Below are 21,424 nucleotides of genomic sequence, written 5' to 3'. Positions count from 1 at the left end.
GATAGGCGTGGAACCTCTTTCCGTCTAGAATGATTCACTGAATCCTGAATCGGGAGAACCCGCATGGCCTTGGAATATCCATCCCATCTACGCTACGTGGATAGCCATGAGTACATCCGCGTCGAGGATGATATTGCTGTCATTGGCATCACCGCCTACGCCGTCGATCAGTTGGGCGATATCGTTTTTGTGGGCCTGCCAGAAGAGGGAGCCGCGCTAGAGAAAGGCGAGAGTTTTGGCTCGGTGGAGTCGGTGAAGGCTGTAGAGGATCTCTATGCCCCTCTTTCAGGGGAAGTGGTGGCGGTGAACACTGCAGTGGTGGATAGCCCAGAAAGTATTGCCGACGATCCCTACGGGGATGGCTGGTTGCTCAAGGTGCGCATTGCCAATCCTGAAGATCTCGATGAAATGATCAGCGCCGAGGCCTATGCCAGCTTGGTCGAAGGATCCTGAACGCCGTTCCTGTCGCTAAGAGGTGGTTTGTTGGGCTTGCCAGTCGATCCAAGCTTTTAATTTGCCGGGGTTGAGCAAGCCCAAGGGATCCGTGCGTTTTTTCAGTTCCAGTTGTTCATTGCGGTTGCTGGCATCTTTTTTCTGGAGGCTATCGAGGGTGAAGTCGTGGCAATCGTGCACATGCACCCCTTGCTCCCGATGGATTTGCATGATCTCCCGCAGGCGAGCTTCGGAGCTGTAGCGCACCAACTGGCCCCCGAGGGCGGTGACCTTGCCGTTCAGGCGTAGGTACTCGACGTGGATCATCATCTCTGGATTCAAGGTTTGGTAGAGATACTTCATCGCTTTCAAGTCGGGATCCGCCGGAAAGAGGCAATCGATATAGGTGAGGCTGGGATCCGCCGTGCGGGCGTGCAAAGTGGTGTGGTTGTAGCCGTATTCCATCAGGGTGATGCCCTTGCCGGCCTCAGCAGCGGGCTTGGTATAGGTGATCTGGCCCCCCCACTCCTTGACCAAATCCGCCAGCGGCTCCAAGGAGTTTTCGGCAATCAGCAGCAGGGCCGCATGGGATCCCTCGGGCAAATAGGACTTAAGGGCAACAAAGTAACTGGGGATGGGCCAGGCATGCAGGCTGATCATCCGCTTGACGATGCCATCCGACTCTCCCAGCCGCTGACAGAAGCGAGCCGACTGCAGGAAGTCCTCAAAAACCACGATGCACTCCGCCCAGGGATAGGCCATCCCCAGCGGCATTTCCATCTCGGTGATGATGCCGTTGACCCCCCAAGCGTGGCTGACCTGATGCACAGCTTCCCCGCGTAGCTCCAAGATTTGCGGCTCTGCTTCCATGGTCACCACCCGCAGGCCGAGGATATTGCCCCGCTCCCGCAGTACCCCGTAGATGATAGATCCAATGCCGCCAAACCCGCCGGAGATAAACCCCCCCACTGTGGCCGTCCGAAACGTAGAAGGAGCCATGCGCACTTCCCAGCCAGTTTTGCGGGCTTCTTTTTCCATGGCCATCAGCTTGGCCCCCGGTTGCACCCGCATGATTCCCCCTTTTGTCCAGAGGATCAACTGCATCCGGGTCATATCCAGCAGCACACCGCCTTCTAAAGGCACGGCTTGTCCGTAGTTGCCCGTACCGGCGCCACGGGGGGTGAGCGGGATCCGATGACGGACACAGGCTTGGATGATGCGAATCACCTCGGCCTCACAGGTGGGAAAATAGGCAATATCCGCCCGCTTGCCGGCCAGTTTATTGCTCAAGACCGGGCTGAAGGTGTGCCAGTCGATGGAGAGCTTGCTCAACTGCTGCGGATCGGTGGTGGACGGGATCCCTTCTAGCTCCTCCCTCAGGGCGGCCAGAGCCGTAGAGCGCTCAGAGGGCTTGAAGTCTGCGGGACAAAGTCCTGTAGTCATAGAATCCCACCGTGAATGTCAGTTTTTGGTTGCAAAGTATGCAGTGATGCCACAGTAGGGGATCCCTGGCCGCACTTTTGTAACTTTCAAAACAGGATGGATGAGACAGGGGTGGGCAGGGGCTCGTTGTGGAGAGGGAGATCCTGCAGTTGGGGCTGTTGGGGGCGGATCCCCATTGCCTGGCGCATCAAGGCCGGTTTCAGCAGCGGCAAAGCCTCCAGGCCCCACAATCCTAAGCAGCGCAAGATCAATAAAGGCCAACTCTGGTTGGAAAAGAGGCGATTGGCAACATCAGTTCCGAAAAGGACCAGTGCGTTTTCCGGGCGACGACAGCGTTCGTAGGCTTGTAATAAAGTCGGATGGCCGGGATCCCTGCCTGCAGTTTTCGCCTCGATCACCAGGGCGGCCAAAGCAGCCACATCCCGCATGCCCAAGTTCACCCCTTGCCCCCCGACCGGATGAGTGGTGTGAGCGGCATCCCCAATCAAGGCTAGTCGGGATCCGATATAGGTTTGGGCATGGGCCCGCTGCGGTTCGTAACACGCCCTGGGGGAAGCCGCTAGCAAAGCCCCCAACTGGGAGCCAAAGGAAGGCTGAATGGCCTGTAAAAACTCCGCCTCCGACAGGCTCATCAATCGGTCTCGGTCTGACTGTCGGGCTGTCCACACCACACAACTACGGTGGGGATCGGGGGTAGGCAAAATGGCAAAGGGGCCACTGGGCTGAAAGCGTTCGTAGGCCACCTGTCGGTGAGGCAACTCGTGGGTAAGGGTGGAAACAATGCACACCTGCCCATAGCCCCAACGGGAGAGCGGGATCCCGGCCCATTCTCGTAACCGGGAACGGGCACCATCTGCTCCCACCAGCAGTGCCGTTCGCAAGCCGCCGGACAAGCCTTTCCCAGACAGTTCCACCCGAATGTGATCCGGCTCAGAGCAAAGCCCTTGCACCTGGGCTGGGCTAAAAACCGTTACCGAAGGGCACTCCCGGATCCGCTGCAATAGGGCTTTTTGGGTGATCTGGTTCTCCACGATGTAACCCAGAGCCGGTGCTTGGATGGTTTCACGGCGCAACTGAGCCAGCCAGGGGCTCTCCCCATCCGAAACCTGGATGCGGTAAATGGGAGAAACCCCCCAAGACTGCATCCGGGGCCATACCCCAATCCGTTCTAAGATGCGTGCTGTTCCCAAGGCCAAAGCGCTGGCTCGTCCATCCGGCCCTATTCCCTGGTTCAGATCGCGGTTCTCGATCAACCCGACGCGGATCCCGGCTTGTCCCAAAGCAACTGCCAGTGTGGATCCCACCATACCCGCCCCAACAATCACCACCTCAAAATCCAATGGATTAACCTCCGGCTCGCTGACTCTAGGGAGAGGGGCAAAGGATAGGGCAGGGGCGTGCAAAGAGATCATGAGGGATCACAGCAACTATGCTCAATTCCTATTCTAGAGTTGTTCCCTAAAGCAGACAGATCGCCAGAACAGAGACCCAAGCTCCTTTCAGGAGTCAGGTGGGAGTTCCAAAGCCAGCGGCCCCAGTAACCCCTTGCGATAGTCGTTGAGGATTTGCCGCGCTGCCCGTTCGGGATCCCCTTGATATTGCCGCTCTGCCAACTCATGCACGGCAACTTCTCCCATCGGGATCAATCCTGACCAACCGTAGCGCTTTTGCAAAATCACCTCAGCATCAGGGTGAACCGCCCGCACTTGATCCAAAAAACGAGCTGCCACCAATTCCGGTGTGTAGGCGGCCTCACCGATATCATCACAGATAGCCAGCTTGGTTGCGGCCTCTTGATCAGGCAACAGGGGCGGAATGATCCCCGGCGAATCCAGCAAATCCAGATCACCTCCCAACCGCACCCAGCGCAGTTGCCGTGTGACCCCCGGTCGGGCCGCACTCTCCGCCACCCGCCGCCCCAGCAGCCGATTCAACAGGGCGGATTTGCCCACATTGGGAAAGCCCACCACCACCGCCCGAATCGCTCGAGGCCGCATCCCCCGCTGCCGGCGGCGTGCATTCACCGATTGCCCCAGCTGTAAGATCGCCTGTTTGAGACGATTCACCCCTTCTCCCGACTGGCCGTTGGTGAGATAAACCGGGATCCCTTGCCCGACAAACCAATCCTGCCAAGCCTTCAGGGTGGAGGGATCCACACAATCCATCTTGTTCAAGACCAAGACTCGCGGCTTTTCCCCCAACCAGCCCCCTAACTCTGGATGGCGACTGGCCCACGGAATCCGCGCATCCAACACCTCAATCACCACATCCACCCGTTGCAACTGGTCTCGCAACTGGCTGATCGCCTTGGCAATGTGCCCGGGATACCACTGGATGGCCGGAGAACTCATGCCGTCAGACTTCTAAAAGTGAACATACAGCCTTTTCCAGCGATACATACTACAGCTGATGCAGACCAACCCTTTATCCGACAAGAATTTCTTCTTTACCTTGTGTCTCCATGAAGTCAGAAAAGGTTGTAAAGGTGAACCCTAAAGAGCCAACTGTTGGACTAGCTCCACCCACATTCAGCTCAGGGATCCAATCCAGGTGGTGTAAATCCCTTGTAGGGATGCTGTGGCTTGCCCCCAAAAGGTATGGGTCAACGACCAGCTATCCAAACCCATGGCTCCACACAACAACAGTAAATACAAGTTGGCAAACATAAACAGCGAGCCAGCCCGATCCCGATTCTGGGGCTCCTGAAGCAACTGCACCGCTCTCCAAACCAAGAGGGATCCCAACAGCAGGGCAGCCCCCAGGTAAAAAGATCCGAGCACATGCAATGGGTAAACCAAAGAGAGGCTCACCGGCAAAATCAAGAGCGTGTAGAGCAAAATCTGAACTGCCGTGGAACGTTCCCCTGCCACCACCGGCAACATTGGCACCCCAGCGCGGGTATAGTCCTCTTGTTTCAAAATGGCTAAGGCCCAAAAGTGGGGCGGTGTCCACAAAAAGATGATGGCAAACATCACCCAAGCCGCCCAGCTCAGTTCACCGGTGGCTGCCGCCCAGCCCACCAAAGGGGGTATTGCCCCCGCTGCACCCCCAATGACAATGTTCTGCGTGCTGGAACGCTTCAACCAATGGGTGTAAACCCCCACGTACACCAGGATCCCAGCCATGGCCAAACTGGCAGCCAGCAGGTTGGTAAAAAGAGCCAGCAGCCCAAAGGAAGCCAAAGCCAGGATCCCAGCAAAAATCAGCGCATCGCGAACTTGAATGCGACCGGAGGGCAAAGGGCGGTGGCGGGTACGCTCCATCACCTGATCGATATCCGAGTCGTACACCATATTGATGGCATTGGCAGCCGCAGCTGCCATTCCTCCTCCCAAGAGGGTGATGGCAAACTTCACCGGGTCGGTGTTACCCGCCATCCACATCGCCCCCGCCGTGGTCATTAACAACAGAGCGATGATTTTCGGTTTAATTAACTGGCTGTAGCTGCGAAAAACCTGAGATACCGTCTGGTGATGGCAAGTCTGGAAAGGGATCCGCGTCGATTGATCTTGGAAAACATCCTGCATGGAACTCACTCGCTGGTAATTTCTGCTGTCACGGCCACCCGCTTCCGGCTCACCGGAGAAAGTCTCTCTTCGTCAGCACTGTGTTGCATCCGCCAAGCCAGCACTGTAAACCCCACCAGACAGCCCAGTAAAGCTGCCCCGAACATCTGGTGGGCTACGGTCAAAGGCTCCACCTGCAAACGGAAACGGTAGGTGAGAATGCCGATCCCCACTTGGGCTAGCAAAATCGTTGTAGTGGAGTGGCCGAAAACCTTCAGGATCTTCGGGATCCGTTTGCGCATCAGCCCAGTACCCACCGCAACCACCAACACCGCAATCGTGGCCGGGGCCACCCCCAGTAAGTGGCTGTTCATCACCCCGCACAGGTCTCCCGAAGCAAAGCACTGATGCAAAGCCCATTGGGAAGCCACCAACGCCCCCAGGATGCTCTGGCCATACACCAACAGCACTGCCCCCAAGCCAAGCCAAGGTAAATACCCCACCGATCCCCGCTCTCTAGGTTCTTCAGCAGTAGGATCAGCAGGAGAAAGGGATCCAAAACTGGGCAATGCCAACAGCCCTAAGGTAAGGAGCGTGGCAAAAAACAATAGGCCTGTGCCCAAATGAGCCGTGACAATGTCGAAACGCAACAGCTCGGTGACCGTCAGCCCGCCTAGGATCCCTTGCACCAAAATCAACCCAAACGCAAAACTGAGGCCCCAGGGCAGCCACGTGGGCAAAGACCGATGCTTTAGCCAAGCAAACCCCATCAACGTCAACGTCGCCACCCCCACCCCGGCAGCCACCATGCGGTGGAACCATTCCAGAAATACCTGCAAGTTCATCTGTTGGCTGGGCACAATTTCCCCATAGCAGAGAGGCCAATCGGGACAGGACAAGCCGGCATTCATGACACGGGTGGCACTGCCCAAGCCCATCAACAGCCAGGTGGTCGCTGCCAACCCCAGCAGAACCCGACCCAGCTTGAGGGTGAGCTGACTGGAACCCCAAGATGAAGCCAAGGGATCCCGGTCAGTATCCGCAGATTCCGAAGATAGAGGTTGGGAAATCAATGAATCCATCACGCTTAAATACTTAGATAAAGATTGCTTTTCAAAGATCGCTAAGCCCAAAAAACAGCCTGTGCCAATGCTTAGAGCGATTTCATTAAGGACAACCGGAGATTCCGAATTCAGCATTGTGTCCCTGTAACGAATCCTAAAAGCGGTTTTGCGGGGAGCGAAGGCTTTTTAAGAATTTCTTTGAGCTGCTCTACTACAAGCCCCTCGGGTTTTGGTATCTTCCTATCCCCAATCCTGAAGAGATCCATAAGCCTGTCCAATCCTCCACAGCCCCTGTGAACTAAATGGAAGAGTCGCGCCCAAGCAGGCTAGGCTCCGTTGGGGAGCTTGCTAAGGTGGACATACTTTGCATTGGGGAAGAGCAGTTGTGAGCGCGCTCAACAATATTATTTTGGTCGCAGTCGGGATCCTCCTGACCATCACCAGCATCTGGTACGGGCAAAACCATCATCTTCTTCCCGAATCGGCCGCCGATTCCGCCCCCCTGTTCGATAGCCTCTTTAACAGCACCATCACCATTGCTACCGGCATTTTTCTGATCGTGCAGGGGGTACTGCTCTATAGTGCTATTCGCTACCGCAAACGGCGGGGTGACGAGGGAGACGGGGATCCCAACCACGGCAACGTGCTGCTGGAGATTGTCTGGACAGCGGTACCGGCCATTATCATCCTCTGGTTGGGGGTGGCCAGCCTAGATGTGTATCAAGCCATCAACGGCGGTGTGGATGTTGGGGGACATGCCCACTCTGGGATGGCCATGGCGATGGAAGAAGCTACCTACGAGGCGGAAGATCCCAGCTATGCCTACACGCCTGTAGTGGTTTCCGGTGGAGAGGTGGGCCAGCCCGATTTGGTTGTGCAGGTTCAGGGCATGCAATATGCTTGGGTGTTTACCTATCCCGAGTCGGGGTTGGTAGCGAGTGAGTTGCACCTTCCCCTCAACAAACGGGTTCGCCTGGATATGACGGCCCTGGATGTGAACCATGCCTTCTGGGTGCCCCAGTTTCGCCTCAAGCAGGATGTCATCCCTGGCCGAGAAACCCACCTAGAGTTTGTGCCCAGTGAGTTGGGCGAGTATCCGATTGTCTGTGCCGAGTTGTGCGGTCCTTATCACGGGGTTATGGGCGGGCAACTGTTTGTGGATACTCCGGAAGCTTTCGACAGTTGGCAGGAAGAACAGATCTTAGCTGCTCGTCCTGACGGTAGCGCCCTGGCACTTGCCCCAGAGGCTCAATCCAAGTCCGCCTTTGCCAAGGCGCAGCAGCAACGGCTGGGGATCCCAGCCGATATCCGAGCCCTGCACCAACATTTCGGAGCTCAGTCTTCTGGCTAGGTAGAACCGCCGCTAATGAATTGTTTTTGATCGAGGGATCCCTGCTCCCGCTTTTGGTCTCCGCCCTTTAGGAGCGTGCTTGCAATGACCCAGCTACAAGAAAATCCGAACCTCGCTTCCACTCCCCTAGCCAAGATGGAGTTGCCCTCTGAACCTTGGTGGCGCTTTTTTACCTTCTCCACCGACCATAAGGTGATCGGGATCCAATATTTGGTCACCACCTTCTTCTTCTACTTGGTGGGAGGGGCGTTGGCGACAGCAGTACGGGCTGAACTGGCGACCCCAGAGGCCGACTTTTTGGGGTTTGAGCGCTACAACGGCGCCTTTACCGTCCATGCCACGATCATGATCTTTTTGTGGATTGTGCCGGCTTTGGTGGGGGGCTTTGGCAACTACCTGGTGCCCCTGATGATCGGGGCGCGGGATATGGCCTTTCCCAAGTTGAATGCGGTGGCCTTTTGGATGATTCCGCCCACAGGGATCCTGCTTTTGGTGAGCTTGCTCACGGAGGCTCCGGCGGCAGGGTGGACTTCTTATCCCCCCTTGAGCTTGATCAGCGGCAAAGTGGGTGAGGAGCTGTGGATCCTGAGCATTTTGTTGGGGGGAACCTCTTCGATTTTGGCGGGGGTGAATTTCTTCGTCACCATCCTCAAGATGCGGATGCCGGGGATGAAGCTGGAAGATATGCCCCTCTTTTGTTGGGCCATGCTCGCCACTTCGGTTTTAACGCTCATTGCCACTCCTGTTTTGGCTGGAGCTTTGATCCTGCTCAGCTTTGACCTCTTGGCCGGAACCGCCTTTTTTAACCCCAGTGGTGGCGGGGATCCGGTGGTGTACCAGCACATGTTCTGGTTCTACTCCCATCCGGCGGTTTACATCATGATCCTGCCCGTCTTTGGCATGATCTCCGAGATTTTGCCAGTGCACGCCCGCAAGCCGATTTTTGCCTACAAAGCCATTGCCTACTCCAGTTTGGCCATCTGCTTTTTGGGGCTGATCGTTTGGGCGCACCACATGTTCACCAGTGGCACCCCCGATTGGATGCGGGTGTTTTTCATGATTGCTACCATGGCCATTGCTGTGCCGACGGGCATTAAGGTGTTTAGCTGGTTGGCCACCTTGTGGGGGGGTAAGATTCGCCTCAACTCCGCCATGTTGTTTGGCATGGGTTTTGTCTCCATGTTTGTGATCGGCGGCTTGAGCGGCATCATTCTTTCTTCCGTGCCGCTAGATGTGCATGTTCACGACACCTACTTTGTGGTGGCTCACCTGCACTACGTGTTGTTTGGCGGCAGCGTGTTTGGCATTTATGCCGGCCTCTACCACTGGTTCCCGAAGATGACGGGGCGGATGATGAACGAATTCTGGGGACGGGTACATTTTGTCCTCACCTTTGTTGGCTTCAACATCTGCTTTTTGCCCATGCACAAGCTGGGCCTGATGGGGATGCCGCGCCGTGTTGCTCAGTACGACCCGCAATTTGCTGACCTGAACTGGATTAGCTCGGTGGGGGCTTTTATTCTCGCCATTTCCACTCTGCCCTTCCTGTTCAATGCCATCTATTCTTGGGTGGCGGGTCGTAAGGCTGGAGATAACCCCTGGGAAGCTCTGAGCCTGGAGTGGATGACCACCTCTCCCCCACCCCACCAAAACTTCTACGGGGATCCGATTTTGCTGACAGGCCCCTACGACTATGGTCTCCACAGTAAAGAAACCCTCGACTACTTCGCCGCCCAGCTACAAACCCTGCGGGAACTGGCGCTGATAGAAGCGGAGTCTTCCCACTCTTAGGGTCTTTTTGGGTTTTGACAACTGCACGCTTTAATCGAGAAGGGGTAGATAACTATGCAAGGATCCCTCGCTCCTGACACGCTGGTGGTCGGACAGACTCAGGCCCACGCTACCCATGCTGAGCAACCTGATCATCGTGTATTCGGCATTTTGGTGTTTTTGGTGGCAGAGGCCTGTCTGTTTTTGGGGCTGTTCATTGCCTATTTGGCCTTTAGCCTCAACTCCCCAGTATGGCCACCGGAAGGCACCCCCGAGCGGGAATTGCTCTTGCCCGGCATCAATACCCTGATTTTGATTTCGAGCAGCTTTGTGATTCACAAGGCTGAGCCCGCTATCAAGGCCAATGATGTCAAGGGTCTGCGGCTGTGGTTTGCCCTCACGGCTCTGATGGGAGCGATTTTCTTAGCGGGGCAAATTTATGAGTACAGCAACCTAGAGTTTGGCCTCACCACCAACTTGTTTGCCAGCACCTTCTACGTCTTGACCGGGTTTCACGGTTTGCACGTAGCGGCAGGGCTGTTGTTTATTCTGGCGGTGTTGTGGCGCTCTCTCAAGCCCGGCCACTACAGTGCTGAGCATCACTTTGGTGTCGAGGCTGCCGAGTTGTACTGGCACTTTGTCGATGTGGTTTGGATCGTGCTGTTTATCTTGCTCTACTTGCTCTAGCGGCGGCTTGCCTCGACTTCTCTGTGAGCCTTGAGGAAAGCAGCCAGCTTGTGGCGCATGAGGATGCTCGGCTTGTCGCTGGACATGTGTTGTTCGGCTTTGATATTCAACGGTACATCCGGGTCGGTTCCTTCCAAACCGTGGTAGAGGCAGCGAATATGGCCATCGACGACAATCCCCTTGGAAAGCCGAGCGGAGCGGTGACAGCAGCGATCTTCGGCAACGGCTGGGTTCCCCTAGCCATCCAGCCACACCACTAAAGGCTGATCCATGAGGGTGAAGGATTTCAGCCCGTCTTGTAGGTCTGCCATGGGTAAGATAGGATACCAAAACCGTTTCAGAACAGGCTGCTGAGTGGCGAGCATGACAAACTCCAGAAAATGAGTACCGATCAACCGCAAGGAGATCCACAGGGGGATCTCTGTTAATCGGCAAATGATAGGCAAGTAGTTCGGGATAAATGCAGCTCAACGCCTTTTGGGCAAACTAGTTAGGGGATATCCTTGAAGATACTCTTACTCACATTCCGTAGTTGAGGACACAGTGTGGTCAAATTCCGTAAAAAGTCAAGGTTGGATCTCTAGCCGGCCCGAACAAAGATGGTGAAGCATCCAGAAAGAGGTTCATAATCGTTACAGCAGGGGTTCTGGCAGCCTGAGAGATGGCCGATTTGCCCGGATCCCCAGTAGATTCCCCAGAGACCGATGCGAGCAAAGCTGATGAGAAAACCCGCGATTGTCTGTGTGGATGACGAACGCTCCGTATTGGCTAGCCTGCGAGATCAATTGCGCCACTGCTTGGGGGCAGACTACCAAATTGAACTGGCGGAAAGTGGCGATGAGGCTTTTGAGATTCTGGACGAACTGAACAAACAGGGATCCCCAATTCCGATCATCATTTCTGACCAGATCATGCCGGGGATGAAGGGGGATGAGCTGCTGATCAAGGTGCATACTCTTTTCCCAGAGACGATCAAGATCATGTTGACAGGGCAAGCCAATGTAGATGATGTGGGCAATGCGGTCAATCGGGCTCGCCTCTACCGCTACATTTCCAAGCCCTGGCATGATATCGATCTTTGTCTGACGGTGAAAGAAGCCTTGCGCAGCTACGACCTGGATCGGGAGCTGACCCTTAAAAACCAGGCTCTGCAAGAGCTAAATGCCTCTTTGGAAGCCAAAGTGCGAGAACGCTCCGCCCAGTTGGAAGAACGTAACCGTCTTCTGGAGGATCAAAACCAGCAGATCGAGCAACTGAGTTTGCTCAAAGACCAGCTGATCAGTACCGTTTCTCATGATTTGCGTAACCCAATCGGCTCCATTTTGGGAGTTTCCCGCCTGTTGTTGTCTTTAGAAGATCTGCGCAAAGACCCAGAACAGATGACTGGATTGATTCAACAAATCCATCGCTCCGCCGAACGAATGTTCAAGTTGGTGAACGATTTGCTGGATCTCTCCCGCATTGAACAGGGAATGCCCCCACAGTGGGAAGTTGTCAACCTGGGGGAATTGCTTAGCCAACAACTGGAGAGCTTCCAGCCCAGTTTTCAGAGCAAATCCCTAGCGGTTGTTTTTGAGCCCCCAGCGGCTGATCTGACCCTCATTGCCGATGCCACCGGGTTGAGTCAGGTGTTCTCCAACTTAATTTCCAACGCGATCAAGTACACCCCTCAACAGGGATCCATCACGGTCTCTATCCAGACGCAAGCGAATCGAGTCGCCATCCAAATTGCCGATACGGGCATTGGTATTCCGCCGGAATTTTTGCCCCTTTTGTTTACCAAGTTTTACCGGGTGGATAACCCCACCCATCGGGCCGAGGACGGAACGGGCCTGGGTTTAGCGATTGTGAAGAGTATTGTTGACCAGCATCAAGGACAAATTGAGGTGGAAAGCGAAGTGGGCAAGGGTAGTCTTTTTCGAGTTGTTCTGCCATTGGATTCCACATCCAATTCTCTCTAGGGACTTTCCCTTCTGCTACTGTTCAGAGGCAAACCAACCGTGGATCCCACGTTGGGAGTAGCAGGCCACCTTCTTGACTGCTAGCAAATATAGTTTCTATCTGCTAATTTTTTAGGACTTGGCAGCTTGTCGAAGTTGAGTATAATCAGTGCCTAATATACGGGTTGACTACGGTTGGAGAGGGATCCCAATTGAGGTCGATCCGAATGGTGCTGGAATAGTGCTGAATGAACTTTTGTTGGATCTCTACTTTCAAAAGGACACTTCTATTGGGTTGATCAAATGCTTTACACCTTTGAGATTATTGGCATTGCCACTGCCCTGCATTTCTTTTGCCAGCAACAGGAACTGGCGCAACGGCCTTGTGGGGTGGAATACCTGGGCACAAGCCCCTGCACCCTCGATGCGTTGTTGGGATGCCTGGAGGAGGTGCCAGCCCGTCGGGGTTGGGATTTGGATCCATTAATCGAGACGGTGATCCGCTTTTGGTGTGATAATCCTGACCTAGTGGGATTGTGGCGCTCCCGCCTACGAGATGCCGGAGAAGATAGCCTTTTGGTCTCACGGGTGGGGAACATCCAATCGTTGCAGCAGGAGTTTGAGTGGCTGCTCGAGCACTAGAGGCCTTTAACAGGTAGGCTGAGGGTAGAACCTCTCTGCTACCGCTACGGCCCATGAGCGACACTGTTTTTGGCAAGATCATCCGCAAGGAGATCCCCGCCCAAATTGTTTATGAAGATGATACGGTTCTCGCCTTCAAAGATATTGCCCCGCAGGCCCCCGTTCATATTTTGGTGATCCCGAAGCAGCCCATTTCGGGTATTTCCCAGGCTAAGCCAGAACACGAACAGTTGTTGGGTCATCTGCTGTTGACAGCTCAACGGGTGGCCGCCGAGGCGGGTTTGCAGAACGGCTATCGGCTGGTGATGAATGAAGGAACAGACGGCAGGCAAACGGTCTTTCATTTGCACCTGCACGTTCTGGGTGGGCGTTCGTTGAGTTGGCCTCCTGGCTAGGTTGGTCATTAGGTTCGCCGTCCAGTCTCGGCCTCTCCGGGTACAATGCTGCCATTGAGGATAGCCAGCAGGCGAGGTCTAGAACCGATGGAGTGGCATGTGACCGATGCAGAAAGCCTGATGATCATCGATCAGGAGGTCGGCAAGCACGAGCTTTCCCCTGCTGAATACGAAGTGGTTCGTCGTGTTATTTATGCTACTGCAGATTTTGAGTATCTGAAGTTAATCCGTTTCTCTAATGAAGCCCTACAGGCGGGGGCAGCCGCCCTGGCGGCCCGTACCACTATTGTGGTGGATGAGCCGATGGTACAAGTTGGCATAGCCTTGGCCATTCAAAATACCTTTTCCAACCCCATCTACTGCAGCAGCGAAGCCGTTACCCGTCCGCAAAAGGATAAGACCCGCTCCGCTTGGGGGCTAGAAACCCTGGCCCAACGCTATCCTGAGGCAATTTTCGTGATTGGCCAATCCCAGACGGCCCTTTCCAGCTTGGTGCGGCTGATTTTGGAGCGAGAGGTGGCCCCTGCTTTGGTCATCGCCACGCCTGCCGGTTTTGTCGATGTGGTGCAGGCCAAGCAGGATCTGGCGGATTCGATGGTGCCCCACATTCGTACCGAGGGTCGCAAGGGTGGCCCAGCCGTGGCCGCAGCGGTATTGGATAGTCTCCTGGATCTGGCCTGGCATGCCTACGTGCGGGCGAGTGGGGCCGAGCACCCTAGCAAATCGGCTACTTTGTAGAGCTTTGTAGAACACCGTCAACAACCCGTACTCCCGTTCGGGATCCCTTGGGGTGGGGGTAAAGCGTGGATTGCTTTCGCTCCAACGTAAGGTTTGGGGCGAAGATTTTTGCTTCAATAGGTTCATGATTTTTGGAAGCCTTCCGCTCACCTCTGGCACACTCACCTTCCTCCAGTGATCTCTGTCACTTGTTCCTCCTTCTGGCATCGACAAGATAGAGGTGCGCTGTATCCAATGCGTTTTTGAGAAGTTGCTCCAGCCCCTCCGTGGTTTTAGAGGTTTACCCATGAAACATCCGGTTCTCTTCTGCTGTGGCAGCTGTATCCTTGGCCTAACGCTGGCGCAAGGCGTTTGGGGGCAAACTCAATACGGCTCGCTATTCTTCCAAAACCCTAACGGGAAAGCCCCCAGCGTTCATGCCTTTCCCTACCCGGTGGCGACGGCTCGGGGATCCTCACGGTTGGAACCTACTTCCATTGCGTCCATGGCTCCGACCCCGAGCAGCCCATATCAGCACTGGCAACAGGTACACGCTCCGCAACCCAGAGCCGGAGGGTTACAAGAGGCCATCTACAGCCCAACCAGACAGGGATCCAATTGGATTGAGGCACTTCTAGAGGATCTGCCCTTTGAGCTGGAGCAGGGTGGGATCAGTTTGGGCCAAAACAGTCCCTTTTTTCTCCGGCCTGATGGTTTGGTGTATCGGCGATCCTATTGAGGGACGGTGGAAGCAACCCTGTGGGATGGGATGTTCGGGATCAGTCGGGATCAATAGTGATTGCCCACTTTGCGGTGATGAATAGCGGTTAGAGCATCAAGGCTGGAGACTCGGCCCTTTTCCAAGGTGCTGTAAACGATCCAGTGATCGCTGGTTTCCATACGGCTCACCACCCGGCATTCCAAATAGGCCAAGGCATCAGCCAAAATCGGGGATCCATTGGCAGCCGGGTAGGTTTTGACTCCGGCGAAGCGGTCGGCCCCCGGTGGGAAGCGCTTCAGGAAGTGCCGCATCAACGACTGATAGTTGCCCTCCTGCAACACATTCAAAACAAAGGTATCCCCCACTTGCATGAAGGATTCGATGGCCCGATCCTTGGCAACGGCAAGGGTGATCCCGGGCGGCTCACTACTGGCTTGGGCCACCCAAGAGGCCAACATGGCGCTATGGGCTTGCCCCTTTTGGGCGGTGATGATGTACAGGCCATTGCTGATCCGGCCCAAGGCCCGATCCAGATCGGCATCGAGGGCTTTCATTTGCTGAATGCTGCGATCTCGAGTTAGCCACTGGCCTAGGTCGGTACCTGCTTCTTCACACAATTGTAGGAGCGCCTCGCTGGGGGGCTGCTTAAGCAAAATTGGGGCGAAGGCTTCTTTGGCACCTATCTCCTGTAAGGTGTTGCGACAGAGATAGACCGACTCATCGTCTTCTCCCCCCGATTCAAACAGGCCAAAGCTCTGTTTGCTGTGGGTGGCTGCCAGTAGGGTTTTGAGCAACACTTGGGTTGCCGCCGCATCCGGCCCCGATTGAGGTGGCATTCCTAGCACTACACCCACAGCCAGGCTCATCAGCTCTCGCACCTCATGGGCATCCACCAGCCGCAGATCTACCAGTTCAGCTTGGGTGCCGGTTTTTAGGATCCCACGGGCAATGGCTTGGGCTAAAGATTCTGCTTGGCCATATCCCGACAGATAAAACACCGCCACCATCCGTTCGGCTTTGGCCTGCTCTAGGCTCCAGGTGCGGTACTGCTCCACCCAGTCGGTCAGGTGGTGCCGCAGTAGAGGGCCATGGCCCGTGGCAATGGCAGCAATAGGGGGTAGGGCTTCCATGCGTTTCAGGGCCGACAACACCGAACGGGCATTGGGCCCCATCAGACAGTCGTAGTAGAGCTTGTAGTCTGACTGCAATAGGCGAGGATGTTCATCCCAAGCAAAGTCGTCGCAGTAGTGCATCCCGAACACATCGCAGGTGTAGAGAATCTGGGTGCCGTGGTCGTAGGTGAGGATGGTGTCTGGCCAGTGCAGGTTGGGGGCGGAAACAAACTCCAAAACATGCCCTTTACCTAAGTCCAAACGGTCGCCATTTTTCACCAGTTGCCGCTCGAAGGGCCGATGCACCAGGTCTTCCAAAAATTGCACCGCCACCTTGGAGGCAACCACCGTGATTTGGGGGGCAAGCTCCAACAGATCCTTGACCAGCCCACTGTGATCCGGCTCGGTATGGCTGACTACTAAGTAATTGATCTCGGCAGGGTTGAGGATCCCTTGCACAAGATCCAGATACAACTGGCGAAACTTTTCGTGGGAAGTGTCGATCAGAGCCACCTTTTCGCCCCGAATCAGAAAGGAGTTGTAGGTGGTGCCGTTTTCCAGGGCAAACTCTATATCAAAGCGATCTCGATCCCAGTCCTGCGAACGAATTGCCAGGGTATCTGGCCCAATCGGTAGGGTTTGTAGGGTGAGGTGTGACTGGGCTGGACGAGGTGCAACTGCTGTGACGGCCATATTTTCCCCCTCTCGCGTACAGCCAGGTAACGATTTCGTTCTCAATGTAACCGAATGTTATAACGCTTATACTTTATAGTGCTTATGTTTTTCATTTAGGAGCTCCAGGGATCCCCTGTTTCCTCCCAGTCGGAGCTATTTGGACACAGGGCAGAGGCAAACTCCGTCAGGGTATGCCGCAGTTGATCCAGGTTTTGGCCAGTGGTGGAAGAGACAAACAGGGCTTTCGGATAGAGCAGCCGCACATCCTCCATCCACTCGGGATCCACCCGGTCAATTTTGTTGAACACCAGTTGTCGGGGGCCAGTGGCAAGAGGCATTTGATCCAGCAATTTCTCCACAGCCTCGATCTGCCCTTCCCAGTTGGGATGGGAGAGATCCACCACGTGCAGCAGGGCATCGGCTTCGGTGACCTCCTCGAGGGTGGCCTGAAAGGCATCCACCAGTTGGTCGGGCAATTCGGTTAAAAACCCCACTGTATCGGTGAGCAGCACTACTTGATAATCGGGTAACTCTAGGCGCCGAGTGGTGGGATCCAAGGTGGCGAACAATTGGTCTGCCGCATAAACCTCAGAATGGGTGAGGGTATTGAGCAGGGTGGATTTTCCAGCATTGGTGTAGCCGACAATGGCCACCACCGGAATTTGGGATCCCTCCCGTCGTTGCCGCAGCCGCTGCCGATGGTTGCGTAGCTCCTGGACTTGCTGGCGAAGTTTGCTGATGCGCCGTTGAATGGCCCGTCGCTCCATTTCCAGTTGGGTTTCCCCAGGCCCACGGGTGCCGATGCCGCCTCCCAAGCGGGACATGGTCCGTCCTCGACCGGCCAAGCGGGGCAGCAAATACTCCAGTTGCGCCAGCTCCACCTGCAATTTCCCGGCCCGGGTTCTGGCCCGTTGCGCGAAAATATCCAGAATCACCTCGCTGCGGTCTACCACCCGCACTCCTACCGCCGCCTCTAGGCTACGCACTTGGCTGGGGGTGAGTTCTCGGTCGAAGACCACCAGGTTGGCTCCCAAATCCTGCACCAGTAAGGCCAATTCCTGCACCTTACCGGAGCCGATCACCGTAGCAGAGCTGGGGCCCTCCCGTTTTTGCCACAGACTTTGCAGCACCTGCCCACCGGCACTTTCCACCAAGCGGCCCAACTCGGCTAAAACATCCATCAGGTCTTCATTGCTTTGTCCAGACTCCTGCAACCCCACCAAAATCGCCCGATCCTGATCCAGATCCACCTGGCGGGCGGTGAATTGACGACGAAACTGATCCTCCAAATCCGCCACCAACTCTTGTAGATCTTGTTCCGCCAGAATCCCCAGGGGCAGGGGATCCGAAACCGACCAACGGCTCTCTCCGTCCGGCAGCAGATGGGCCAGATAGGCTCGTTCGATAAAGCCGATAGCCGTTCCCCCCCGCCGTAGGTGCCCGCTGGATTTAGAGACTGAGAGGGTGATCAGGGCATCCAGCCGCTGCAGAGCCATGGCGGTGAGCGCCTTTTGCCCCGGCCCTTCCGAGCCCGTTTGGGTGGTGATGCAGCGGATCCCCGACAGTCGCTCTGCCCCTTGGCGGGGCAATTCCCAGGCCGGGATTTGGGTCTCAAAGGGGGATCCCACCCCAACTCGAATGACTTGGCCGCGCCGGTTCAGGTAGACGCTGATCGGTTGATAGTCCAACTCTTGGCAGATGGAGCCCAGCCGTTGGGCGAACTCGACCGTCACCAGATTACTGGGGGGCAAGCGCAGTTGGTAAAGCCGTTGCAGTTGCTTTTGCTGGTAGGGCTTTAACCCTTTACCGTGGACATTGGCGAAGCGTTGGCTAGGTTGGTTGGAAGCGGTGCTAACCCTGGGCATAGGGGCGGCGAGAAACCCAAAAAAGAACTTTTATCCACCATACACGCCGGAGCTTGTGGATTCGGGAAATGCAAAGCGTCGGATCTGGGTCGGGATCCCTTTACTCAGGCTGGCGAGGACTGAGGCTGGTTCCCCGCAGGATGGCAGAGTCCAACTTCACCTCCGTCAGGTTGGTTTTGTGCAGATTGGCGCCGCTGAAGTTGGCATTGTCGCAATTGCTCCAGCGCAGATCGGCCTCGGTTAGGTTAGCTTCCGTCAGTTCTGCCCAATCCAATTTAGCCCCCCGCAAACAGGCTAGACCTAGCTGCGTATTCATCAGGTTGGCCCGAAACAAATTGGCTCCAGTCAGGTTGGCTGCGGTGAGGTTGGCCCGCAGCAGCTGGGCATCCCGTAGGTTGGCCCCGATTAAATTGGCGCGGCTCAAATCAGCATCCGAGAGGTTGGCTTGTATCAACTCTGCCTGTTCCAGATCAGCCCCTTGCAATCGGGCAAAGGCCAATTTCACCTGGTTCAAAATGGCGCGAGAGAGGCTGGCCTCACTTAAGTTGGCCTCGACCAAGTTGGCTTCCGCTAGGTTCACTCCATTCAAATAGGCTTTGTGTAGGTTGGCCCCGCTCAGACTGACAGCATGTAAGTTGGAACGGCCCAAATTGGCTTCGGTGAGTAGAGATTGACTCAGATCGGAGCGCCACAAATTGGCCCCACTTAGGTCGATGTGATCCAAATTGGCCGCCGATAAATCTGCACCGGTAATTTTTGCCCCACTAAGGCAAGCGCCCGACAATTCCACCTGATGAAGACAAGCTCCATTCAAATCGGTGCCGACCAGAATAGCCCCATTCAGATTCGCCCCTGTCAAATTGGCCTGGGTGAGCCGCTCCCCACTCAAATCGACACCGCGAAAGTCTCGTTCGCCAGAATCGTAACGAAGCAGAAGTTCTTTTGCATTCACCATCCCTACCTCTCAATCTGAGCTTTCAAATCATTTGTCATGGATGAAATTAAAGAGCTTTGTCTACAGACAAGCACTCCTTACAGACTTTTCTAGCGCTATTCTGATACAGCAGACTTAGGTCAATCCCTTGTTCCATAAGGTTGTTTACTTAGCTCAAGAGCCTGGGTGAAGTTGAAAAAGGCTGCATCTGTGATGGTGCTAATACAAATTAAAAATAAAAATTAAAAGTCGATGTCAAGACAGATCGATGATCGCCAATCAAAATCATCGTTTTTTACCATTTTTTGTCATTAAAATTAGGTCTAATTTTTTGATTTTTTGATTTTATCTTGTTTCTTGGCAGAAAAACTCAGATTCGCAACCCGTTTTCTCATTAGTTTATATATGTTTATGGTTTGAACGGGAGGAACTGCGGTTTCGGCCCCCTCGGGGTCAGTCAGGGATCCGGATCCCGTGCTTTTTCTTCGGGGCTGGGGTGGGTCGGTAAGAATAGAACTCGGCCCCCATAAAACACTGGTATGCTCCCCGAAGCCGAGATCATCCGCGTTGCCCGCGATCTGCTCTACAACCGTGCCATGGTTTATTACCAAGACAAGCCGATCGGCACCTTGGCGGCGATCCCTCAGAAAACCCATGCCTACGTGGAAGGCCAGCTCAAGGTGGTGGGATCCAGCCCCGACCTCAACTATCACGAGGTGTTCATCCGGGACAACGTACCGGTGATGGTGTTTTTCCTGCTGGATGGACGAGCAGACATCATGCGCCGATTTTTGGATACTTGTCTCAGTTTGCAGAGCACACATCCCCAAACGGCAGGCACCTTCCCCAGCAGTTTTACGGTAGATGGAGATCGCTTACTAGGGGACTATGGCCAGCGGGCGATTGGACGGGTAATTTCGGTGGATGCCACGCTTTGGTGGCCGATATTGGCCTATGTGTACGTGCAACGCAGCCAAGATGAGGATTGGGCCCGGCAGCCCCAGGTGCAAAATGGCTTGCAACGCTTTTTGGATTTAATTTTGCATCCAGGGTTCCGAGAGGCACCGACACTGCATGTGCCGGATGGAGCCTTTATGATCGATCGTCCGATGGATGTGTGGGGCTGTCCGCTGGAGATTCAGGTGTTGCTCTACGGGGCTCTGTTGAGCACGGCAGCCCTAATCCAGTTGGATTTGAACACCAAAGAGCGCTGTGGAGGGGATCCCTTTGCCCAAAAGCAAGTCTGGCAAACTAAGCAGGTGGTAAACTGGGCCAGACGCCTGCGGCGCTATTTACTGAAATATTATTGGGTCAATACCCATACAGTGCAGGTGTTGCGGCGACGACCGACCGAACAGTACGGTGATGCCATCAGTAACGAGTACAACATCCAAACCGAAACCATTCCCCACTGGTTGCAGCACTGGCTGGGATCCCGTGGGGGATATTTGATCGGTAATGTGCGTACGGGCCGCCTGGATTTTCGCTTTTTTTCGTTGGGAAACTGTTTGGGGGCCATTTTCGATGTACTCTCTCAAGCCCAACAACGGGCTTTATTCAGCCTGATTTTGCACAACCGGGGTGAGCTGATTGCGGAAATGCCCTTACGCATTTGTCATCCACCTCTAGATGATGTTGACTGGCGCAACAAAACCGGCTACGACCCGAAAAACCGCGCTTGGTGCTACCACAATGCTGGACATTGGCCCTGCCTGCTCTGGTTTTTGATTCTGGCGGTGCTGCGTCATCAGCAGGGTGCGCCAGGCTCGGGTGCACAGAGATCCGGCCCCGATTCCGGTTTGCGCAATGGCTGGCTATACCTGCCGATGCAGGATCTGTTGCAGGAGTCTTATCAGAAGTTGCTGAAACGCTTGCCAGAACAGAAATGGGCAGAATACTTCGATGGCCCTACAGGGATGTGGATGGGACAACAGGCACGACTTTATCAAACCTGGACGATAGCAGGGCTGCTGCTAGCTCATCATCTGCTCAAGGTGAACCCCGAAGATGCCACCGTGTTTAATCTGCCTAAGCTGGGATCCCTGTATCGAGGCTGTTAAGAAGGAGAATCTGAGCAAGATTCTAAAACCTATTCCCTGAAGCAAGAGGAACACACATCCTTTTTACATCCCGTTTAACAAGAGAGATTTCCCTAGTTTTTCACTGTCTT

The 21,424-nt window shown here is 55.0% G+C and carries 19 protein-coding genes and 1 pseudogene; 10 read left to right on the top strand and 10 right to left on the bottom strand.

What is annotated here, in order from left to right:
• The first annotated feature begins 63 nt into the window (after positions 1 to 63).
• The gene (gene gcvH, locus L1047_RS04365; RefSeq protein ID WP_235277607.1) at positions 64 to 453 is read left to right on the top strand and encodes a glycine cleavage system protein GcvH; all 390 of its coding nucleotides are present in this window, start codon (positions 64 to 66) and stop codon (positions 451 to 453) included.
• A 15-nt stretch (positions 454 to 468) separates the two neighbouring features.
• Here gcvH and L1047_RS04360 read toward each other — a convergent pair whose 3' ends face one another.
• The 5 genes from L1047_RS04360 to L1047_RS04340 form a co-directional block, all read right to left on the bottom strand.
• A complete protein-coding gene (locus L1047_RS04360) occupies positions 469 to 1,875 on the bottom strand; it encodes an FAD-binding oxidoreductase (RefSeq protein WP_235277606.1) in 1,407 nt (468 codons plus the stop codon).
• A gap of 86 nt (positions 1,876 to 1,961) precedes the next feature.
• Positions 1,962 to 3,287, bottom strand: coding sequence for a UbiH/UbiF/VisC/COQ6 family ubiquinone biosynthesis hydroxylase (locus tag L1047_RS04355; protein WP_235277605.1), 1,326 nt, complete (start codon positions 3,285 to 3,287; stop codon positions 1,962 to 1,964).
• Between the two features lie 87 nt (positions 3,288 to 3,374).
• On the bottom strand, positions 3,375 to 4,226 hold the full coding sequence (gene ylqF, locus L1047_RS04350) for a ribosome biogenesis GTPase YlqF (RefSeq protein WP_235277604.1): 852 nt from the start codon (positions 4,224 to 4,226) through the stop codon (positions 3,375 to 3,377).
• Between the two features lie 177 nt (positions 4,227 to 4,403).
• Positions 4,404 to 5,402, bottom strand: a complete 999-nt coding sequence (locus L1047_RS04345; RefSeq protein ID WP_235277603.1) for a heme o synthase — start codon at positions 5,400 to 5,402, stop codon at positions 4,404 to 4,406.
• Between the two features lie 5 nt (positions 5,403 to 5,407).
• Entirely contained in the window at positions 5,408 to 6,319 is a 912-nt protein-coding gene (locus L1047_RS04340; RefSeq protein WP_235278858.1) for a COX15/CtaA family protein, read from the bottom strand.
• A 511-nt stretch (positions 6,320 to 6,830) separates the two neighbouring features.
• Between L1047_RS04340 and L1047_RS04335 the strand changes: the two genes are divergently transcribed.
• From L1047_RS04335 to L1047_RS04325, 3 genes are all read left to right on the top strand, one after another.
• Positions 6,831 to 7,796, top strand: a complete 966-nt coding sequence (locus L1047_RS04335; protein WP_235277601.1) for a cytochrome c oxidase subunit II — start codon at positions 6,831 to 6,833, stop codon at positions 7,794 to 7,796.
• Between the two features lie 84 nt (positions 7,797 to 7,880).
• A complete protein-coding gene (ctaD, locus tag L1047_RS04330; protein ID WP_443081678.1) occupies positions 7,881 to 9,587 on the top strand; it encodes a cytochrome c oxidase subunit I in 1,707 nt (568 codons plus the stop codon).
• A 54-nt stretch (positions 9,588 to 9,641) separates the two neighbouring features.
• On the top strand, positions 9,642 to 10,253 hold the full coding sequence (locus tag L1047_RS04325; RefSeq protein ID WP_235277599.1) for a cytochrome c oxidase subunit 3: 612 nt from the start codon (positions 9,642 to 9,644) through the stop codon (positions 10,251 to 10,253).
• Here the strand turns inward: L1047_RS04325 and L1047_RS04320 are convergent.
• Together L1047_RS04320 and L1047_RS16485 are read right to left on the bottom strand one after the other, a co-directional pair.
• A pseudogene (locus tag L1047_RS04320) lies at positions 10,250 to 10,441 on the bottom strand (hypothetical protein); the annotation flags it as partial. The gene L1047_RS04325 and the pseudogene L1047_RS04320 sit on opposite strands and share 4 nt — an antisense overlap.
• 48 nt (positions 10,442 to 10,489) lie before the next feature.
• Positions 10,490 to 10,618 carry a hypothetical protein gene (locus L1047_RS16485; protein ID WP_268836133.1) on the bottom strand — a complete coding sequence of 43 codons (129 nt, stop codon included), beginning with the start codon at positions 10,616 to 10,618 and terminating at the stop codon, positions 10,490 to 10,492.
• 354 nt (positions 10,619 to 10,972) lie between these two features.
• Between L1047_RS16485 and L1047_RS04315 the strand changes: the two genes are divergently transcribed.
• The 5 genes from L1047_RS04315 (at position 10,973) to L1047_RS04295 (ending at position 14,686) form a co-directional block, all read left to right on the top strand.
• The gene (locus tag L1047_RS04315) at positions 10,973 to 12,214 is read left to right on the top strand and encodes a hybrid sensor histidine kinase/response regulator (RefSeq protein WP_235277598.1); all 1,242 of its coding nucleotides are present in this window, start codon (positions 10,973 to 10,975) and stop codon (positions 12,212 to 12,214) included.
• Between the two features lie 282 nt (positions 12,215 to 12,496).
• Positions 12,497 to 12,835, top strand: a complete 339-nt coding sequence (locus L1047_RS04310; protein WP_235277597.1) for a hypothetical protein — start codon at positions 12,497 to 12,499, stop codon at positions 12,833 to 12,835.
• Positions 12,836 to 12,888: 53 nt separating this feature from the next.
• Positions 12,889 to 13,230, top strand: a complete 342-nt coding sequence (locus L1047_RS04305; protein WP_235277595.1) for a histidine triad nucleotide-binding protein — start codon at positions 12,889 to 12,891, stop codon at positions 13,228 to 13,230.
• An 87-nt stretch (positions 13,231 to 13,317) separates the two neighbouring features.
• On the top strand, positions 13,318 to 13,968 hold the full coding sequence (locus tag L1047_RS04300) for a precorrin-8X methylmutase (RefSeq protein WP_235277593.1): 651 nt from the start codon (positions 13,318 to 13,320) through the stop codon (positions 13,966 to 13,968).
• Between the two features lie 286 nt (positions 13,969 to 14,254).
• Positions 14,255 to 14,686 carry a hypothetical protein gene (locus L1047_RS04295; RefSeq protein WP_235277592.1) on the top strand — a complete coding sequence of 144 codons (432 nt, stop codon included), beginning with the start codon at positions 14,255 to 14,257 and terminating at the stop codon, positions 14,684 to 14,686.
• Positions 14,687 to 14,736: 50 nt separating this feature from the next.
• Here L1047_RS04295 and L1047_RS04290 read toward each other — a convergent pair whose 3' ends face one another.
• The 3 genes from L1047_RS04290 to L1047_RS04280 all read right to left on the bottom strand — a co-directional run bounded on the left by L1047_RS04290 (position 14,737) and on the right by L1047_RS04280 (position 19,275).
• Positions 14,737 to 16,473 carry a diflavin flavoprotein gene (locus tag L1047_RS04290; RefSeq protein WP_235277591.1) on the bottom strand — a complete coding sequence of 579 codons (1,737 nt, stop codon included), beginning with the start codon at positions 16,471 to 16,473 and terminating at the stop codon, positions 14,737 to 14,739.
• A 95-nt stretch (positions 16,474 to 16,568) separates the two neighbouring features.
• Positions 16,569 to 18,320 (bottom strand): GTPase HflX, encoded by a 1,752-nt coding sequence (gene hflX, locus L1047_RS04285; protein WP_235277590.1) that lies wholly within the window; start codon positions 18,318 to 18,320, stop codon positions 16,569 to 16,571.
• Positions 18,321 to 18,420: 100 nt separating this feature from the next.
• Positions 18,421 to 19,275, bottom strand: coding sequence for a pentapeptide repeat-containing protein (locus L1047_RS04280; RefSeq protein WP_235277589.1), 855 nt, complete (start codon positions 19,273 to 19,275; stop codon positions 18,421 to 18,423).
• 518 nt (positions 19,276 to 19,793) lie between these two features.
• Between L1047_RS04280 and L1047_RS04275 the strand changes: the two genes are divergently transcribed.
• The gene (locus L1047_RS04275; RefSeq protein ID WP_235277588.1) at positions 19,794 to 21,314 is read left to right on the top strand and encodes a glycoside hydrolase 100 family protein; all 1,521 of its coding nucleotides are present in this window, start codon (positions 19,794 to 19,796) and stop codon (positions 21,312 to 21,314) included.
• Positions 21,315 to 21,424: the final 110 nt, after the last annotated feature.

The organism is Synechococcus sp. Nb3U1 (assembly GCF_021533835.1).
In the GTDB taxonomy this organism is placed as follows: Bacteria; Cyanobacteriota; Cyanobacteriia; order Thermostichales; family Thermostichaceae; genus Thermostichus.
The sequence above is the reverse complement of the archived record's forward strand: the minus strand, read 5'-3'. Positions and strand labels throughout refer to the sequence as shown.

Coding starts and splice junctions, on each gene's coding strand:
- gcvH (WP_235277607.1), top strand. CDS start 64: ATGGCCTTGGAATATCCATCCCATCTACGCTACGTGGATAGCCATGAG.
- L1047_RS04360 (WP_235277606.1), bottom strand. CDS start 1,875: ATGACTACAGGACTTTGTCCCGCAGACTTCAAGCCCTCTGAGCGCTCT.
- L1047_RS04355 (WP_235277605.1), bottom strand. CDS start 3,287: ATGATCTCTTTGCACGCCCCTGCCCTATCCTTTGCCCCTCTCCCTAGA.
- ylqF (WP_235277604.1), bottom strand. CDS start 4,226: ATGAGTTCTCCGGCCATCCAGTGGTATCCCGGGCACATTGCCAAGGCG.
- L1047_RS04345 (WP_235277603.1), bottom strand. CDS start 5,402: ATGCAGGATGTTTTCCAAGATCAATCGACGCGGATCCCTTTCCAGACT.
- L1047_RS04340 (WP_235278858.1), bottom strand. CDS start 6,319: ATGGGCTTGGGCAGTGCCACCCGTGTCATGAATGCCGGCTTGTCCTGT.
- ctaD (WP_443081678.1), top strand. CDS start 7,881: ATGACCCAGCTACAAGAAAATCCGAACCTCGCTTCCACTCCCCTAGCC.
- L1047_RS04325 (WP_235277599.1), top strand. CDS start 9,642: ATGCAAGGATCCCTCGCTCCTGACACGCTGGTGGTCGGACAGACTCAG.
- L1047_RS16485 (WP_268836133.1), bottom strand. CDS start 10,618: ATGCTCGCCACTCAGCAGCCTGTTCTGAAACGGTTTTGGTATCCTATC.
- L1047_RS04315 (WP_235277598.1), top strand. CDS start 10,973: ATGAGAAAACCCGCGATTGTCTGTGTGGATGACGAACGCTCCGTATTG.
- L1047_RS04310 (WP_235277597.1), top strand. CDS start 12,497: ATGCTTTACACCTTTGAGATTATTGGCATTGCCACTGCCCTGCATTTC.
- L1047_RS04305 (WP_235277595.1), top strand. CDS start 12,889: ATGAGCGACACTGTTTTTGGCAAGATCATCCGCAAGGAGATCCCCGCC.
- L1047_RS04300 (WP_235277593.1), top strand. CDS start 13,318: ATGGAGTGGCATGTGACCGATGCAGAAAGCCTGATGATCATCGATCAG.
- L1047_RS04295 (WP_235277592.1), top strand. CDS start 14,255: ATGAAACATCCGGTTCTCTTCTGCTGTGGCAGCTGTATCCTTGGCCTA.
- L1047_RS04290 (WP_235277591.1), bottom strand. CDS start 16,473: ATGGCCGTCACAGCAGTTGCACCTCGTCCAGCCCAGTCACACCTCACC.
- hflX (WP_235277590.1), bottom strand. CDS start 18,320: ATGCCCAGGGTTAGCACCGCTTCCAACCAACCTAGCCAACGCTTCGCC.
- L1047_RS04280 (WP_235277589.1), bottom strand. CDS start 19,275: ATGGTGAATGCAAAAGAACTTCTGCTTCGTTACGATTCTGGCGAACGA.
- L1047_RS04275 (WP_235277588.1), top strand. CDS start 19,794: ATGCTCCCCGAAGCCGAGATCATCCGCGTTGCCCGCGATCTGCTCTAC.